Source organism: Psychrobacter sp. ASPA161_6, assembly GCF_051970285.1.
Taxonomy (GTDB): Bacteria; Pseudomonadota; Gammaproteobacteria; order Pseudomonadales; family Moraxellaceae; genus Psychrobacter; species Psychrobacter glaciei.
Map to the genome: position 1 here is coordinate 19,844 of NZ_JBEFNJ010000005.1, position 16,012 is coordinate 35,855.

General features: G+C 43.4%; 14 protein-coding genes. 6 read left to right on the plus strand and 8 right to left on the minus strand.

What is annotated here, in order from left to right:
* Nucleotide 1 precedes the first annotated feature (1 nt).
* A complete protein-coding gene (locus ACTQ9T_RS12790; protein ID WP_025652227.1) occupies nt 2-295 on the minus strand; it encodes a co-chaperone GroES in 294 nt (97 codons plus the stop codon).
* 571 nt (nt 296-866) lie between these two features.
* Between ACTQ9T_RS12790 and ACTQ9T_RS12795 the strand changes: the two genes are divergently transcribed.
* Nucleotides 867-1,637, plus strand: a complete 771-nt coding sequence (locus ACTQ9T_RS12795) for a DUF3108 domain-containing protein (RefSeq protein WP_440465329.1) — start codon at nt 867-869, stop codon at nt 1,635-1,637.
* Nucleotides 1,638-1,726: 89 nt separating this feature from the next.
* On the opposite strand, the gene ACTQ9T_RS12800 is transcribed toward ACTQ9T_RS12795, so the two are convergent.
* Together ACTQ9T_RS12800 and wrbA are read right to left on the minus strand one after the other, a co-directional pair.
* Entirely contained in the window at nt 1,727-2,200 is a 474-nt protein-coding gene (locus ACTQ9T_RS12800; protein ID WP_210541401.1) for a hypothetical protein, read from the minus strand.
* Between the two features lie 56 nt (nt 2,201-2,256).
* Nucleotides 2,257-2,874 (minus strand): NAD(P)H:quinone oxidoreductase, encoded by a 618-nt coding sequence (gene wrbA, locus ACTQ9T_RS12805; RefSeq protein ID WP_415196091.1) that lies wholly within the window; start codon nt 2,872-2,874, stop codon nt 2,257-2,259.
* A gap of 321 nt (nt 2,875-3,195) precedes the next feature.
* Between wrbA and ACTQ9T_RS12810 the strand changes: the two genes are divergently transcribed.
* From ACTQ9T_RS12810 to ACTQ9T_RS12820, 3 genes are all read left to right on the plus strand, one after another.
* Nucleotides 3,196-4,749, plus strand: a complete 1,554-nt coding sequence (locus ACTQ9T_RS12810) for a YihY/virulence factor BrkB family protein (RefSeq protein WP_440465330.1) — start codon at nt 3,196-3,198, stop codon at nt 4,747-4,749.
* 161 nt (nt 4,750-4,910) lie between these two features.
* Nucleotides 4,911-6,527 carry a DUF2254 domain-containing protein gene (locus tag ACTQ9T_RS12815; protein WP_440465331.1) on the plus strand — a complete coding sequence of 539 codons (1,617 nt, stop codon included), beginning with the start codon at nt 4,911-4,913 and terminating at the stop codon, nt 6,525-6,527.
* Nucleotides 6,528-6,643: 116 nt separating this feature from the next.
* Nucleotides 6,644-7,912: a cation:proton antiporter gene (locus ACTQ9T_RS12820; RefSeq protein WP_440465332.1), complete on the plus strand. Its 1,269-nt coding sequence runs from the start codon at nt 6,644-6,646 to the stop codon at nt 7,910-7,912.
* Nucleotides 7,913-8,236: 324 nt separating this feature from the next.
* Here the strand turns inward: ACTQ9T_RS12820 and ACTQ9T_RS12825 are convergent, their stop codons facing one another.
* From ACTQ9T_RS12825 to ACTQ9T_RS12835, 3 genes are read right to left on the minus strand one after another with little or no spacing between them, the layout of a single operon-like run.
* Nucleotides 8,237-8,785 carry a DUF2127 domain-containing protein gene (locus ACTQ9T_RS12825; RefSeq protein ID WP_440465333.1) on the minus strand — a complete coding sequence of 183 codons (549 nt, stop codon included), beginning with the start codon at nt 8,783-8,785 and terminating at the stop codon, nt 8,237-8,239.
* A complete protein-coding gene (locus tag ACTQ9T_RS12830) occupies nt 8,778-9,989 on the minus strand; it encodes a dihydroorotase (RefSeq protein ID WP_010196814.1) in 1,212 nt (403 codons plus the stop codon). Before ACTQ9T_RS12830 ends, ACTQ9T_RS12825 begins: the two co-directional genes overlap by 8 nt.
* Before the next feature lie 54 nt (nt 9,990-10,043).
* Nucleotides 10,044-11,117 (minus strand): aspartate carbamoyltransferase catalytic subunit, encoded by a 1,074-nt coding sequence (locus tag ACTQ9T_RS12835; RefSeq protein ID WP_415196085.1) that lies wholly within the window; start codon nt 11,115-11,117, stop codon nt 10,044-10,046.
* 389 nt (nt 11,118-11,506) lie between these two features.
* Here ACTQ9T_RS12835 and ACTQ9T_RS12840 point away from each other — a divergent pair, with 389 nt between their 5' ends.
* Nucleotides 11,507-12,490 carry a class 1 fructose-bisphosphatase gene (locus tag ACTQ9T_RS12840; protein ID WP_440465334.1) on the plus strand — a complete coding sequence of 328 codons (984 nt, stop codon included), beginning with the start codon at nt 11,507-11,509 and terminating at the stop codon, nt 12,488-12,490.
* A gap of 102 nt (nt 12,491-12,592) precedes the next feature.
* On the plus strand, nt 12,593-13,387 hold the full coding sequence (locus tag ACTQ9T_RS12845) for a TrmH family RNA methyltransferase (RefSeq protein WP_440465335.1): 795 nt from the start codon (nt 12,593-12,595) through the stop codon (nt 13,385-13,387).
* A 114-nt stretch (nt 13,388-13,501) separates the two neighbouring features.
* Here ACTQ9T_RS12845 and ACTQ9T_RS12850 read toward each other — a convergent pair whose 3' ends face one another.
* Together ACTQ9T_RS12850 and ACTQ9T_RS12855 are read right to left on the minus strand one after the other, a co-directional pair.
* Complete coding sequence (locus tag ACTQ9T_RS12850; RefSeq protein ID WP_440465336.1) at nt 13,502-14,692, minus strand: cupin-like domain-containing protein; 1,191 nt, start codon at nt 14,690-14,692, stop codon at nt 13,502-13,504.
* A 375-nt stretch (nt 14,693-15,067) separates the two neighbouring features.
* Nucleotides 15,068-16,000, minus strand: coding sequence for an electron transfer flavoprotein subunit alpha/FixB family protein (locus ACTQ9T_RS12855; protein WP_440465337.1), 933 nt, complete (start codon nt 15,998-16,000; stop codon nt 15,068-15,070).
* Nucleotides 16,001-16,012 lie beyond the last annotated feature (12 nt).

Sequence of the window (16,012 nt, forward strand, 5' to 3'; positions counted from 1 at the left end):
ACTAGCCTTCTAGCACACCCAATACATCAGATTCTTTCATGATAAGTAGTTCTTCGCCGTCAACCTTGACAGTTTGACCAGCATATTGACCGAACAAGACTTTGTCGCCAGCTTTTACATCTAACGCGCGAGTTTCACCGTTGTCACGAATCTGACCGTTACCAGTTGCTAGCACTTCACCTTGTGAAGGCTTTTCTTGAGCAGAACCAGGAAGCAAGATACCACCAGCCGTTTTTGTTTCTTCTTCTATGCGGCGGACAACAATACGATCATGTAAAGGACGAATATTCATCAATATGTCTCCAATAATTGGTTATTAATAATAAGGGTTTATTTGAATTAATGGTCTCAATACCAATATCTATAAGCATTACCGCTTAAAAGCAGCAATCTAAAGATAAGCTTTGAGCTTGTATCAAAAAGTGGGGGCAAGATGGGCTAGCTTCAAGTGTAAACGCCAAAAATTTACAAGATTATTCTAATGATAATTTAGTATTCAGTGTTTTCTATCATTTAATATTATTTGGCAAATACCATGTACTAACTTTGGAAAAATGAGAAATGAATATATTGAAGAGTGTTGGCTGAATGAAAGGCTACTAAATCGCGGTACTTAATGCGGCACTTAATATAGAACCTATGTTTTATTTGTCTCTTATTTCTGACTTTACAGCAAGTTACCTCTAATCGTTGGATCAAGCTTTATAGCAACATTTGCTACAAGCACTACACGTGCCAGTCTGCTGTTGCTCTTGAAAATGTAACAGAGTATGACCATTATAGGGGCTAGAAATATAAGCTATCAACATAATAAGAACTATCGATAAAAGCTGCTATATCAGCATCATATTAACTAAGGAACATCCATGAGTTTTTTATCAAAAAATAAAAAGTCATCAATAGCCGATTCTAGTAACACCACACGCAGCAAGTCCAAACTCTTAACTGCCTTGACCACGGGCACCAGTATTGCTGCTATCGGAGCTTTAAGTATGACCGCACCTACCCTTGCCAGCGCAAAAACCATTCAACCATCGAACGCCAATTATAGCTTTACCGTTGAAGACAAATATAAAGGCACGGCTACCCGTACGCTCAACAAATCGGGCAATACATGGAAGTACAATGTCAATGCACGGGTGGCTGGCGTAGCAAGTGCGGCACAAAATAGTACGTTTACCATCAATGGTAACAATGTGATCCCAACTCAGGCCAGTACCACCTATAAGCTCCTAGGTATTGGACGTACACATAAATTAGACTTTAACCCAAGTAGCAAAAAGGTTACCAGTAACTATAGAGGCAAAACCTCAACCATGAGTATGGCGCAGCAAGCCTTTGATGATTTGAGCCTTGAGGTGCAAATTCGCCAAGATTTACTGAACGGTAAATTCTCAGGTAATTACTATATGGCGAAGAAAGATAAAATTGAGAAAACACCCTTTAAAAAATCTGGCAATACCAAAATCACTGTGCCAGCTGGTACCTTTGATACCGTGCGTGTCGATCGTATCCATGATGACAATAGCCGCTCTACCAGTTTTTGGTTAGCGCCAAGCTTAGATTATTTACCGGTAAAAGTAAGTCAGATTAACGATGGCAAAAAGATGGACTTAGAATTAACCAAAGTCAATTAAGGCTTTTATCACACCAGTAAAAATACGAAAAAAAGCGGCGCTCTAAATGAAGCGCCGCTTTTTTATGCTGATAAATCAAGAATAAACGACTAGCGAGAACGAGGCTGCTTAACGACATTATTCATCGATGGCAGACGCTTTAGTAAAATAAATAACCAAACATTGATTGCAAATAGTAAGACAAAATCAAGCAAATAGACCAGAATTTCAATCACGCTGCTGCCATAAAAACGAGTAAACAGCACGACCCCACTAGCCCCTAAATACACCAAGGTCAGCATACTGCCAATCAATAGCATATAGGGCGAGCGGCCGCGTAATATCACTGGTGTCAAGATAAAAGCCGGAATCAACCACAGCGTTTGCCAAGCGATGCCACCAATGATATCAGGGCTAGTCGGATTAAAAACACTGATCATAATCGGCAAGGCCAGTAACCGGTATGCCATCCAAACCAACCACGTGAGCAGCAAGCGTTGACGCATCGGTGCAATAGGCTTGCCAGCGTCAGTAGCTTTTTCTATTGGGGCATTAGCCTTGTTATCAGAACGGTTAATAGCCATTAGAAGTATCTTTTCCTTATAAGCAATATATCAGTGCGGCTTAGCATCAGTGCGACTTAGCGACCAAAGTTAGCCTGTGCTAAAGCCGTCGCCGTAATGGCAAGTCTACGACCTTGCGCAATTGCCAGTTCACGCTCATCAGCAGATACCGGTTGATCATGCAACGCGCCGCTAACATGACTCACACCATAAGGCGTACCACCACGATTGGTACGATTGAGGGCGGGTTCTGCATACGGTATACCCACGATCATCATGCCATGATGCATCAACGGTAACATCATGGTCAGCAGTGTCGTCTCCTGACCACCGTGCATCGAGCCGGTCGCTGTAAATACCGAAGCTGGCTTGTTTTGTAGATTGCCTGCTAGCCAAAGGGTGACCGTATTGTCCCAAAAGTATTTCATGGGCGCGGCCATATTGCCAAAGTGCGTCGGACTACCAAGCGCCAGACCGCTGCAACCTTTGAGATCATCCATCGTGCAATACAAATCACCGTCGTCCGGTATCGCAGGCTTGCTTGCCGTGGTTTCGGGTGCAACGGTAGGCACAGTACGGATACGTGCGGTCATGCCAGCATCCTCAATCCCTTGTGCAATCGCATATGCTAATGTCTTAGTCGTACCATAACTCGAATAATAAAGCACCAAAACATAAGGGGTGGTCTGACTCATTAGCAAAACTTCCTCATAAAATCATCGACGTTATTGTCTTTAGCAGTATTCGCAGTGTACCAGCGTTTTACGCTGCCATTAGGCTGTCAATTTTCGCACAGCCACTTCTATGCCCATGTACCGTGCAGGATTAAACACCAGAATATATGTGCACATTATGCCCCAGTCATTGACTGACATGCAAACAAACGCTGCTTGACATTGTAGCGAGCCAAACCCGTTAACGGTTGCCGCTGTGCATTTTGACACAATTATTTGGCAGATGCGGATAGTACATTTTTGTTACACTATTGTCACTCTTATCGCTGCTAAATGGTCGACATGGAAAACTTATTAAAAAAAATCCCATTTTTACACCAACGCTGGTTTCAGTTCTTACGATTTTTGATTCGGCATTTTTTTGAAGACAACTGCCAACAAAAAGCGGCGTCACTTACCTATACGACCATGCTATCTATCGTACCGATATTAACGGTGCTACTGATGATTTTATCCTCAGTACCAGCATTGGCTTCGGTCAGAGCACAGATTTATGAGGTGATTTATAGCAACTTGCTGCCACAATCAAGCATGCAGGTCAGCGAGTATATCAATAGCTTTGCGGAAAAATCATCAAACCTCACCATCATCGGTGCGATGGTGTTGTTTTTTACGACCATCATGACTTTGACAACCATTGAGCGTGCTTTTAACCAAATCTGGCGCGTAGAAAATCGTTCAGGTGGCATTAAAAGCATGCTGCGCTATTGGACCATCGTTACCCTAGGGCCGCTGGTGTTGGGTACGGCATTTATCGCCTCAAGTACTGTGCAAAGCCTGAGTTTTTTAAACCGTCAAATTGCGGGTTATGGTATTGATTGGTCTTTTTGGGTACAAGCCGTCTCAATTGGCATCACCATCGCTGGTTTTATCGGGATGTATTGGTTTATCCCAAAAGCTCGCGTGCCAGCAAAAAATGCAGCGATTGCCGGTATCTTTGTTGCCATTGTCTTTGAGCTGATGAAGCATCTTTTTGGTACTGTGATGGCAAACTTTACCAGTTACGAGGCGATTTATGGTGCTTTTGCCGCGCTACCTATCTTTTTATTATGGATATATTTGTCTTGGAATTTAATTTTATTAGGGGTTGAGATTAGTTATACCTTGACGATTTTTGAAACTGAGGAAGTCTACCCGCGCCATCCGCTGCTTAGCTTGTTAGACATGCTAAATCTCGTGTATACCCATCACTTAGAGGGTGAAGCGGTTAGCGAGCAAGCACTGCGTAATGTGCTGGGCCGCAAAGAGCTACCGAAGTGGTATACCTATATTAACTATCTGCAAGATAGCAATCTCATTACTATGACCGAAGACGATGACTATGTGCTTAAAAAAGACTTGCGCAACATGACGTTATGGGACTTTTATCGTACATTGCCTTATCCGCTACCTATCAAGGATGAGCTGGACGAGATGAATCAGGAAGATCAGAAACCTTGGTTAAGCCTGTTGGTCGCTCGATTTGAGAATACTGAGGCGTTTGCCAAAGCACAGCTAAACTTACCATTGGGCACTATCTTCACAAACAGCGAGCCTCGCAAAAAATCAGCAAATGACGACGCTGACTCTCATCCGCATAAGAGGGACAAACTGTTTAGAAAAACGATGACTACCCCAACTCAGCAATTAGCCAAAGATACTTCAGATGTTCATAATGATGTCCCGCATTTTGACCCTGTGGCATACGATAAAGACAGCGATGTAGATTGCGACAATCATGACCATGAAATTGTTATTCCTAAAGACACTGGCGAACAACCAGTAAAAACCGATGCTGGTAGACGCGAAGGTAAAAACACTATCATTACTGAAGCAGACAATCCAAAAGCAATATGAGTAACATCAGTAATTAAGTGGTAAGAGTACGGTTAGCGAGGGAACCCACCCCCGCTGGATGTCATGCTTGCCGTATTTTATTATATTGAACTGATGATGAATTTTAACCAACCAAGCCATATAACTGTCAAATAACTATTATTTTGGATACCTCAATACCTATGGCAGCCAATGACCATGCTAAAAACAGCCTCTTTACCCGCGCTGTCAATACAGGACAAAACGGACTAAAAAATCTCGCACAGTTATGGTCGCTAAAGACGCTAACCGACTTGCCTGATCGCTTTAGAAACCTTTGGGAGCATTTGATTGGCTCTTATTGGTTTATCCCGACTGCTTGTGTACTCGTGGGTATAATACTCGCGCCTATCTTAGTCACGATTGATGAGCACTTTGACCGTGAAACCGTCAGGGAGCTAAGTTTTGCCTTTACGGGCGATGATGATGCGGCACGCGCAATTATGACCGCGATTGCAGGAGCGGTACTTGGCGTCGCGGGCACCACGTTTTCGATAACTATTGCCGTATTGTCGATGGCTTCCTCGCAATTTGGGCCGCGATTGTTACGTAATTTTTTGACAGATACGCCAAACCAATTTGTCCTAGGTGCGTTTATCGGTACCTTTAGTTATAGTTTATTGGTCTTAAAGTCGATTCATAAGTATGACGTTGCATTTGGTGTGCCGCAGTTAGCAGTAACCTTTGCCATTATCATGGCGATTATCTGTGCCTTGTTATTAGTATATTTTGTCCAACACATGGTACATGCCATTCAAGCATCGCATGTCATTCAAAATGCCAGCAACGATGCGATTAAAAGTATTTACCATTGGTATAGTGACCAGTGTGATATCACACATCAGCGTGATGTTGAAGACAATGACGTTGAGCAGTTTTACGCTTGGCCGAAGACGACTATCTATTCGCCAAGCTGTGGTTACTTACAACAAATTTATCTAGAGTCGTTGATCACATTGACACAAGACTACGGTGGCGTGGTGCAACTCCATGCCAATTTGGGCGATTTTGTCACTGACAAAAACGTCATTGGCTATTTTTATCAACGCCCAGCTGATCATCCAAACAACCTAAAAAGGACGAAGACAGCACACTTGACTGTTATCCCGCGTACACCCGATGGCATGTTTTGGCAGCGCTTTGCTACCTGCATACGTATTGAGCAGCGCGTAACACACTCTAATGATATCGCTTATAGTCTAGGACAAATGACCGAGATAGCCGTGCGTGCTCTGTCTCCTGGTATCAATGACCCCAAAACGGCGGTCAATTGTGTACAGTCACTGACTACTTGCTTGAGTATTATCATGCGTCGTCAACCACCAAGTCCTTATCACTTTTATACGCCACCAACGCAAAACGACGATGCTGATACTAGCAGTGAGCAACGATTTACAATGCTAGCTGTCGTCACTCATACACCAAGAATATCAGACTTTATTGATACTTCACTTGGTGAGATACGCCGTTACGCGACTGCCGACTTGATGGTACTAAAAGCCCTCTGTCAGGCAATGGTCGATCTGAACTACGCTCGAGTAAATACAGCACAACAGCAAACCCTGCTGCACGAACTGAAATTGGTTGCGCGCGCAGGTGAGGAAAATCTGAGCTATATCGAATTAATCGATGATCTAAAAGCCATGTGCCAACAGGCAAAGCAATTTATCCTTGACGACGACGCTGCCCATCAATATTTTGCATATGTTGGTGAGTTTGCTGCCCACATTGATAAGGCGTTACAGACAGAATCAAGCTAATGATCTGAGTTATTGGCACATCGAATGCCAGCAGATAAGAACAAACACTCTATTTACGCAACACTCATAAGCTTTTGGCTTAGAGATATCTTTACATTCACCCTGAGACTTCTTTCATGGCATCTACCACCAGTCTGACCATCCTTGAAATCAGCGCGATTTTTTTATCTATTACCGCTTTATTGACCTATGTTAATCATCGTTTTATTGGTTTGCCCACCACCATTGGTGTCATGGTCATCTCCATTCTCTTATCTATCGGCGCGATTTTTTTGGGCTTTTTAGGCTTTGACCAGCTCATTGATTATGAAGTCAGCTTATTAGAGCAGCTTGATTTTACTGAAGTACTGCTCGATGGCATGCTTTCTATGCTGTTATTTGCAGCAGCGTTGCACGTCAATATTAGTGATTTAAAACGTTATAAATTACCCATTGGTATTCTTGCAGGTATCGGCACCATAGTGTCATCGTTACTCATTGCCACTGCCCTGTATTTTATGCTGCCCCTATTTGACTTTGGCCTACCCTTTCTGTGGTGCTTATTGTTTGGTGCTTTAATATCACCGACTGATCCGATTGCGGTCATGGGCATCCTTGCATCAGCTGGTGCGCCAAAAAGCATCGAAACGGTCATCGCTGGCGAGTCCTTATTCAACGATGGCATCGGCGTCGTTATTTTTGTCTTACTGCTTGGTATTTTGTCTAGCGGTGATATTCCAACCGCCAATTACGTGGCACATACCTTGGCTGTCGAGGCTGGTGGCGGTGTTGTCTTTGGCTTAGTGCTCGGTGCGATTTTGTATTATTTACTAAAGAGCATTGATAGTTATCAAGAAGAGGTGCTATTAACGTTAGCAGGTGTCATAGGCGGCTACGCGCTGGCCAGTCATTGGCATTTATCAGGGCCACTGGCCATGGTAATGATGGGATTAATGGTCGGCAACCGCGGTCGCGAGCTGGCAATGAGTGATAAGACTCGCCACTATATTGATTTGTTTTGGGAGTTAATAGACGAGATTCTCAACGCTATTTTGTTTGTTTTGATTGGTCTTGAAGTTGTGATAATCGCCTATTCGGGTAACTTATTTATCGCAGGTGGTCTGACCATTATCATCGCTCTATTAGCAAGGCTGATCGTGGTTGGCATGACTACTAAGACCTTTAGCCGTCAACTTAACTTGCCAGCTGGTGCATGGAAAGTGCTGACATGGGGCGGATTGCGCGGTGGTATCTCGGTTGCCCTAGTACTGCAATTGCCTATGGGCACAGAGCGCGATATCTTATTGGCACTTACTTATGCAGTCGTCATTTTCTCCATCTTGGTGCAAGGCTTGAGCGTCGGCAAAGTCGCCAAAAGCATTCGTACGAATGAGAAAACCGTTTAGCTATAGTCAAAGAACTCTAAAACGCTACGATACTGCTGATATTAATTTCCACTGAATATATAAACAATAAAAATATCAATTATAAAAGCTTGCAGATAATAAAAACCCAGTATAAAGCCCTTAACTTTATGCTGGGTTTTTTAATCAGTATCTATAGTCAAGGAATGTTAGAATCGCTACAAGGCAACCGAGTATAGATGTATATTTAATACCTCAAGCGAGGTTAACGCTGTAACGCTTTTATAGTGGATTGACTATAGTACACTGAGTCCATCTAGGGCAGGTAACACCATAGCGGTTTAAAAGTGCTCTGACTATAAAACTTTATATTAGACCTTTTTGCTTCATATTACGATACACCACAATAACGATGACAATGTTTAAAATAAAAATAGCCAGCTTAAACCAGTCAAAGGGACGGGCGATCAAATAATACAGTTCTATAGGAATAAATATTCCGTAGCCGATGACGCTGAACCAATAGGCCCATGTCTTATCTTGCCACAAGCCATAAGCTTCAATGAAACGTATCGCTGCATAGACAAATATAAATAATAGAAATAAAGGCCAATTTTTACTTGCCTGCTGGGCAATCCGCACAGTGCTGTCGATTTGCGGTGCAAGGAAATGACCAAAGTTCTGCTGCCAAGTTTCTGTGGCAGTGGCGAGCCAACGCTCAAGGTCAGTATGCCATAACCATAACGCGACTGCCACGAGTAGCGCGCTGACCCCTTTAGCCACTTCATAGACGGCTACCGCTTTAATCGACTCACTAGATTCACCGCGCAACCTATCGTCATGACTTGACCGGTCATGGCGATTAGTCCTCGAAGATGTCTGTAAATCCTCGTCCCGTTGGGGAAAATTAGCCAAAGAACGTCTCCACGACGCGCCCTTGCAATTTCTGATTAAAGAACGGCGTGTTTTTACCATTTGACAGCATCGATTGCGCAGTGACTTGCCACTCGATATTCGGATCGACCAATACGGCACCGCCAATGTGTTCATATTGCGTGCTAATGCCAGCGATTTTTGCAGGATTCAGACAGATTTTATCGACCAACTGCTCTAGCGTTAGTACGTCATCATTGACCAGTTGACATGCCAGCGCCATAAAGGTATCAAAGTTTGAAATACCGGGCGTACAATCGGCAAAGGGCGCTTTTTTGGCAGTGCTGTTCAATGGCTCATGATGACTACAAATCGCATCAATGGTGCCATCTTTTAATCCACGACGAATGGCTTGCTGATCTGTATTACTGCGCAGTGGCGGTAACACGTAAGCTTGGGCGTTAAAACCCTCTAAATTGTCATCGGTTAAATACAACTGATGCATAGCCACATCACAAGTAACCGGCAACCCTTTATCCTTCGCCCAGCGCATTAGCTCGATGGAAGACTTACATGACAATTGGCTAAAATGAGCAGCAATTCCAGTCTCCTCGACCATTAATAGCTGAGTAGACAAGGCCACAGTCTCTGCAATCCATGGAATACCTTTTAGTCCATGATATGAGGCAATATAACCCTCATGCGCCACCCCATCTCCTGACAGACTGGACTCGTCAGGATAAAAGAATACTTTCATCCCAAAGGTTGCGGCATATTCTAAAGTACGCAGCAATACCAAATCATTGGCAAAAGGTCTACGCGCATTAGAGACCGCAATACAGCCCCCTTTTTTGAGTCCTGCGATATTAGACGGACGCTCACCTTCCAAACCTGCCGTTAGTGCACCCAAGATATGCAAATAAATACCGCCATCTTCAAGCGCGCGCTCACGCAAACCCTTTAACAGCGAGCCGTTTTCTAAGATAGGATTGGTATCGGGTGGCGTCACTACATGCAAAAAACCATTGGCTCGAGCAGCGCAACCTTCTGACTTTAGCGTACCGTGTTGTTGTTGGCCTGGTTCACGTAGACGGGCACACAAATCAACCAACGGTGGCAGTAACCACATCTCGCGTCCAGCTTCTAGGCTGGCCAACTTAGTTCTCGCAGTATCTGAAAGTGATGCTTTAAAAGTATCAGGGAGATGGTCAATGAGCGGTGCATCAGTATTGAGCATAGTAGACATGAGCGTTATTACCGTATCAATAAAATAAGTGAGAATAAAACAGCGCGGCAGCGATTACTTACCAGCTGCTTGATGAGCGCGTTGACCTTCCATCGCAAGCGACAATACCGCCATACGAATAGCAATACCGTTATTCACCTGCTTTAAAATCACAGATTGTGCCCCATCGGCAACGCTAGAGGCAATCTCCACCCCACGATTCATAGGTCCTGGGTGCATCACCAACGCATCAGGTTTAGCAAGTGCGACCCGCTCTGGAGTGATGCCATAGTGCTTATAGTATTCATTTGATGACGCCAGTAATGGCGAGCCAATACGCTCGTTTTGAATTCTCAAGCCCATAATCACATCGCAGTCCGTCACGCACTCATCCATATTTTCATAAACTTGTACACCAAAACGCTCAATGCCTTTGGGCAGCAATGTACGTGGTGCGCAGACTCGAATATCTGTAACCCCTAGCGTTTGCAAGGCGCTGATGTCCGAGCGCGCGACGCGTGAATGCTTTATATCCCCAACGATCGCCACCGACAATTCTTCAAAAGGACGCGGCGCTTCACGGTGAATGGTGAGCATATCCAGCATCCCTTGGGTCGGATGGGCATGCCAGCCATCACCGCCATTGATGATAGCAATGTCTGGTGTGACTTCGGTCGCCATAAAGTGGGCAGCGCCTGAAGCAGAATGGCGTACGACAAAAATATCCGCCGTCATGGCTTGTAAGTTCCACAAGGTATCTCGCAGGCTTTCCCCTTTTTTGGTGCTAGAGCGTTCAATATCGATATTGAGCACATTGGCACCCAGACGTTTTTCTGCCACTTCAAAGGTCGTACGCGTGCGCGTTGATGGCTCAAAAAATAGGTTCATCACCGTGTAGCCTTCGAGCTCAGGACGATTGATTAATTGTCCATTATCATCAAAAAATGTCTCAGCTTTGGCAATAATCGCCTGCAATTGGGCTTTATTTAACCCTTCTACGCCCAAAAAATGCCGGATGCCGCCATCTATATTAAGCTGTGGACGACTCAACGAGGTATTTAGTTTTTGATGAATAGTATCGGGGTCGAATTTGGCATAATCTGTCGGTGAGATGGTGTGTGTTGCGCTACTATCAATAGAATTTGACATAATGACAAGTCTTTATCGTTGGTTTATATGAGTCAATAATAACGGATTATTCATCTTTGTTTGTTCATTTATAGCGGATACGCACAGATACAGGGACATTTAGGCGCTTATTTGCTACAATTTACCCTAATAGTATAAGCGATGTAAAACAAGTTCGGCAGCGCTATTAGATAATAGTCATAGACCTATACCCACCACAATAAAAAACCAGTACTCTAAAACTATCAATGAATAATATCAGAGATAGTGTAGCTGATTTTGTGTGTGGGACAAAGACGCCGTACCACCTATTTAAATATTTACCTGCTCCAAGAGTAGTTAATGCTACCTGCAAACTGCTTTAGCGCTTATCTTTTTTCAAATTTCTAGGCCATTTATTAGGAAGCCTCATGACGACCTTAGCACACTATTTAAACGCCAATGCGACCAGCCCTGCACTGAATGACGTCATTATGACGGTCACAGACGTTGGCAAAACTATTTCGCAGTTGCTTAGAAAAGGGGCATTGGCAGATATCTTGGGTGAAGCCGGCAATCAAAATGTCCAAGGCGAAGAGCAAAAAAAGCTAGACGTACTGGCAAATGATTTATTGCTTGATGCGTTGGCAAAAAACACCCATTGCGCAGGTGTTGCCTCAGAAGAGCTCGATGATGCTACCGCTGCCAATGCTGATGGCAGTCTTTTGGTATTGTTCGACCCCCTTGATGGCTCATCAAATATCGACATCAATATGGCAGTGGGCACTATTTTCTCTATTTTACCGTATGAGCGTCAAGGTCAAACAAGTGAAAATAGCGATTATTTGCAAGCGGGTAATAAGCAGCTAGCAGCTGGCTATTTGTTATACGGCACTTCTACCGTCCTAGCATTGACCATAGCAGATAGCGTTGTCATGTTTAGCTTAGATCCAGACACCAATGACTATGTACTCATTGAAGACCATGTCCAAATCGATGCTGATACAAGCGAGTATGCGATCAATAGCTCAAATTATCGCTACTGGCGCGCGCCCATGCAACAGTATATCGATGAATTGATTGCTGGCGAAGCTGGTGTGCGTGGTCGCGATTTTAACACCCGCTGGGTTGCCGCCATGGTTGGTGATGTGCACCGTATCTTATGCCGCGGTGGTCTCTTCACTTATCCGTTTGATACCAAGTACGCTCACAAAGCAGGAAAATTGCGCTTGATGTATGAAGCCAACCCAATGAGCTTATTAATCGAGCGTGCTGGTGGCGGTGCTACTGATGCTGTCCATCGTATCCTAGATATCGAACCGACGGATATTCATCAACGCGTCCCAGTGGTACTCGGTAGCAAGAATGAAGTCAATTATATTAAAGACTTACATGTGAAGCATGCTGGTCAATAAGTCAGCCAAACCAGTCCGGTAACACTCATTATAATGTCCATCACTGATGTTGATTTATAATGAGTGTCCAAATTCTCTATCTTTTTTTCTAAGCGATCCATTATGGTAGCAAATCCCACCGAGCTGATTACCTCAGATAAAAATACGACGGTCAAACTGGTCAAGGCACTATTGGCGCAAGCTCGACAGCGCAAAAAACAAGGTCAAACTGTCATCGAAGGGATTCATCTCATCGATGCAGCTCTGCGTAGCGACTACCCATTTACCCAAATATTGCTAGCAGAATCCGCCCATAACCATTCTGAGGTACAGCAGGTTTTAACTCGTCTGCCAACCTATACGCCTATTCTAACGCTATCAGACTCGCTATATGAGAGTATTCGTAGCTTGGGTACAGGTATCGATATTATGGCGCTTATCAATATACCGACGCCTAGCTTAGCGATAATTAATGATGACTGCCTGATTCTGAATGATGTTCAAGACAGTGGTAATGTTGGTACATTACTACGCACCGCAGCAGCAGTTGGCATCAAGAACATACTCTGTACCGATGCCACAGCACAAGCATGGTCTCCTAAGACGCTAAGAGCAGGTATGGGTGCGCAGTTTGCCCTAACTATCTATGAAGGTCTAAGTGTGCAAGACATCTTAAATTATGTCCAAGTACCACTTTTAGCGACCAGTTCACATACCGATACGATTATTTATCAACATGACTTAAAAGAGCCAATCGCTTGGATTATGGGACATGAAGGTCAAGGCGTTTGCGATGAACTGATGCAGTGCGCCACCCCTATCGCTCTACCACAGCCCAATGGTCAAGAAAGCCTCAATGTCGCCATTGCAGGCTCATTATGCTTATATGAAACGCTACGTCAAAGAAGCTACTCTTAAAGCGCACTGTCATTTATGTAGTACAGATAAAAGATTGATAAAAAAAGACTGAATAAATATATTTATTCAGTCTTTTTTTTATTTAGATCTGATTCACTCAACTCTACATACACATCAGTTTTGTGCTTCCATAAAGCTTGCAGAATAGTTGTTCGGTGCATTAAAGTTAGTAAAACTAATACTAATAGATTTTTCCAGTCCATTCACACAATGCCACCACCCGATAGGAATGAATAACGCATCGCCAGCTTCAATAGTGATTTCAACTGGGGTCACATGCCGCATCAAAGGATGGTTCTTCAGATCGAAAGTAGGAAAATCCACTTCACTGTATACGTGCAAATCATTGTATAACCAAGGTACTTGCCATGCTGGAATCAATGTTACTTTCTTAGCACCATATACTTGAACCAGCATATTATTGGTCAAATCGTGGTGTAGCGGTGTAAAGGTTCCTTTAGGTCCCATCCAAAAATACGTACTAAAGGCCGCATCATTGTCTAAAAGCTGTCGATAACCTTTACCAAAATCACCGATGTCATCAAGTGCCGGTTTAATGGTTTCAACGTTTTGTTGCGTGTTATTAGCAGTCATATAATAGTTGTTACTTTCACCGTCATTTTCTATCATATTGACAAATTCAGACATCAGCATTGATTTACGATACTTATCAGAATGACGTTCAAAAAGCGCATCATTCTCACGGTTGAACTGCACCTGAATTTCTGCATCTCCCAACGTATCTGCAAAATACTGTGGGCTCCATTTTTTTAGTGCTGGCCAATGGTCAATACCTTTTTTCAGTACCACAGGCTTATGTTTACTATAGTAATCTTTAATAAACACCTCAAACGGTGGCGTATCGATCACATCAATTTTCTGATTATAACCAGGATCTAACTTGGCCAAGTCATCGCAGGTGCTAAGCAGCCATTCTCGTTTTTTTAGGAGCTTAGCGGCTTTAATACCTGCTTGTAGGTAAGGACTTTTAGAAGCCGTCTCTATTTCTAGTAATATCTCCGCATGACTAAACCCTTGCTGCGTCAATACGTTCGCAATACTGTTTTTACTCGTGCCTTCAAGAAAATTGGTAGCGACCCATTCTTTCCAGTTATTTGGTAGCCTACGAATCGGTTGTTTACTGTCGTTTGCTGCTACCTTAAAATCATCACTCAGTGCGACTTTTATTTGAGCGTCTGAAAAGCGATTATCCTTTAGTGTTTGAACGATTGTCTCTGTTTGAACACCGCGCATCATATTCGTTGCTACCCAATCATTCCATTCCTGAGGTAAGCGTTCTGACATGTTTAATCCTGCCTCCATTAGTATCTCCTAATCCCTTAACGTACTAATTAATTGGTCTATCATTAGTCATCTATAGTCAGATCAATCCAAAAAACATACAAATCAAATGATAGTATCAATATAGTAGCTGACATTTATCGATTTGACTAGCGTGTGCACTCATTTTGATAGGTCTTATAAAATCGAGATAAATTCTAAGGCGTATTATCACTTTGAGAATAGTAATAAAAATAAGCAAAATTACAGCGATATAAAAAGTGGCATAGAAAATATCAGCATCTAAAATATCCCATAAAAAAGCCCCCGATTCATTGAATCAGAGGCTTTACGATTTATCATAGATTGAAGCGATATCAGACACTTAATCGTTCAAGCTTACACCTTGCTGGTTAGCTCAGGCAATGCTTCAAACAAATCAGCTTCTAAGAAGTAATCCGCAACGCTAGCGATAGGCGCTTCTGGGTCATTGTTGATAGCAACGATGACTTTAGAATCTTTCATACCAGCTAGATGCTGAATAGCACCTGAGATACCAGCAGCGATATATAAGTCCGGTGCAACGATTTTACCCGTTTGACCGACCTGCATATCGTTTGGTACATAGCCTGCATCAACAGCAGCACGTGATGCACCAACCGCTGCGCCTAATTTGTCGGCTAATGGCTCGATGTACTTAGTGAAGTTCTCACCATTGGCCAATGCACGACCACCAGAGACAACAATACCAGCTGAGGTCAATTCAGGACGGTCAGATTTCGCCATCTCTTCGTTAACAAAGCTTGATTTACCTGTTTCTTGTACGTTATCGATTGCTTCAACTGTGGCTGAACTACCTTCGCTCGCGACTGGATCAAATGCGGTCGTACGTACAGTCAATACCACTTTATCTTCTGATGTTTTAACAGTCGCTGTTGCGTTGCCTGCATAGATAGGACGCTCAAAAGTTTGCGCATCTACGACAGCAGAGATTTCTGACAACATGCTCACATCAAGTAATGCCGCAACACGTGGCATAAAGTTTTTGCCAGTCGTTGTAGCAGGTGCAATGATATGGCTGTAATCACCAGCAATATCAGCCACCAATAGCGCTATGTTGCCAGCCAATTGATGCTCATAAGCTGCATTATCAGCCAATAATACTTTAGCCACGCCTTCAGCTTTTGCTGCTTCATCAGCCACTGCTTGCGCGCCACTACCGGCGACCAATACATGGACATCACTACCCATTTGTTTAGCAGCAGCGATAGTGTTTAAAGTTGCCTTTTTTAGACTGGCATTGTCATGTTCTGCATATACCAAAATTGCCATTGTTTTTATCCT

What these genes read in the sequence shown, in the direction of transcription:
- ACTQ9T_RS12795 (WP_440465329.1), top strand. Translation starts at nt 867, where the DNA reads ATGAGTTTTTTATCAAAAAATAAAAAGTCATCAATAGCCGATTCTAGT.
- ACTQ9T_RS12800 (WP_210541401.1), bottom strand. Translation starts at nt 2,200, where the DNA reads ATGGCTATTAACCGTTCTGATAACAAGGCTAATGCCCCAATAGAAAAA.
- wrbA (WP_415196091.1), bottom strand. Translation starts at nt 2,874, where the DNA reads ATGAGTCAGACCACCCCTTATGTTTTGGTGCTTTATTATTCGAGTTAT.
- ACTQ9T_RS12810 (WP_440465330.1), top strand. Translation starts at nt 3,196, where the DNA reads ATGGAAAACTTATTAAAAAAAATCCCATTTTTACACCAACGCTGGTTT.
- ACTQ9T_RS12815 (WP_440465331.1), top strand. Translation starts at nt 4,911, where the DNA reads ATGGCAGCCAATGACCATGCTAAAAACAGCCTCTTTACCCGCGCTGTC.
- ACTQ9T_RS12820 (WP_440465332.1), top strand. Translation starts at nt 6,644, where the DNA reads ATGGCATCTACCACCAGTCTGACCATCCTTGAAATCAGCGCGATTTTT.
- ACTQ9T_RS12830 (WP_010196814.1), bottom strand. Translation starts at nt 9,989, where the DNA reads ATGTCTACTATGCTCAATACTGATGCACCGCTCATTGACCATCTCCCT.
- ACTQ9T_RS12835 (WP_415196085.1), bottom strand. Translation starts at nt 11,117, where the DNA reads ATGTCAAATTCTATTGATAGTAGCGCAACACACACCATCTCACCGACA.
- ACTQ9T_RS12840 (WP_440465334.1), top strand. Translation starts at nt 11,507, where the DNA reads ATGACGACCTTAGCACACTATTTAAACGCCAATGCGACCAGCCCTGCA.
- ACTQ9T_RS12845 (WP_440465335.1), top strand. Translation starts at nt 12,593, where the DNA reads ATGGTAGCAAATCCCACCGAGCTGATTACCTCAGATAAAAATACGACG.
- ACTQ9T_RS12850 (WP_440465336.1), bottom strand. Translation starts at nt 14,692, where the DNA reads ATGTCAGAACGCTTACCTCAGGAATGGAATGATTGGGTAGCAACGAAT.
- ACTQ9T_RS12855 (WP_440465337.1), bottom strand. Translation starts at nt 16,000, where the DNA reads ATGGCAATTTTGGTATATGCAGAACATGACAATGCCAGTCTAAAAAAG.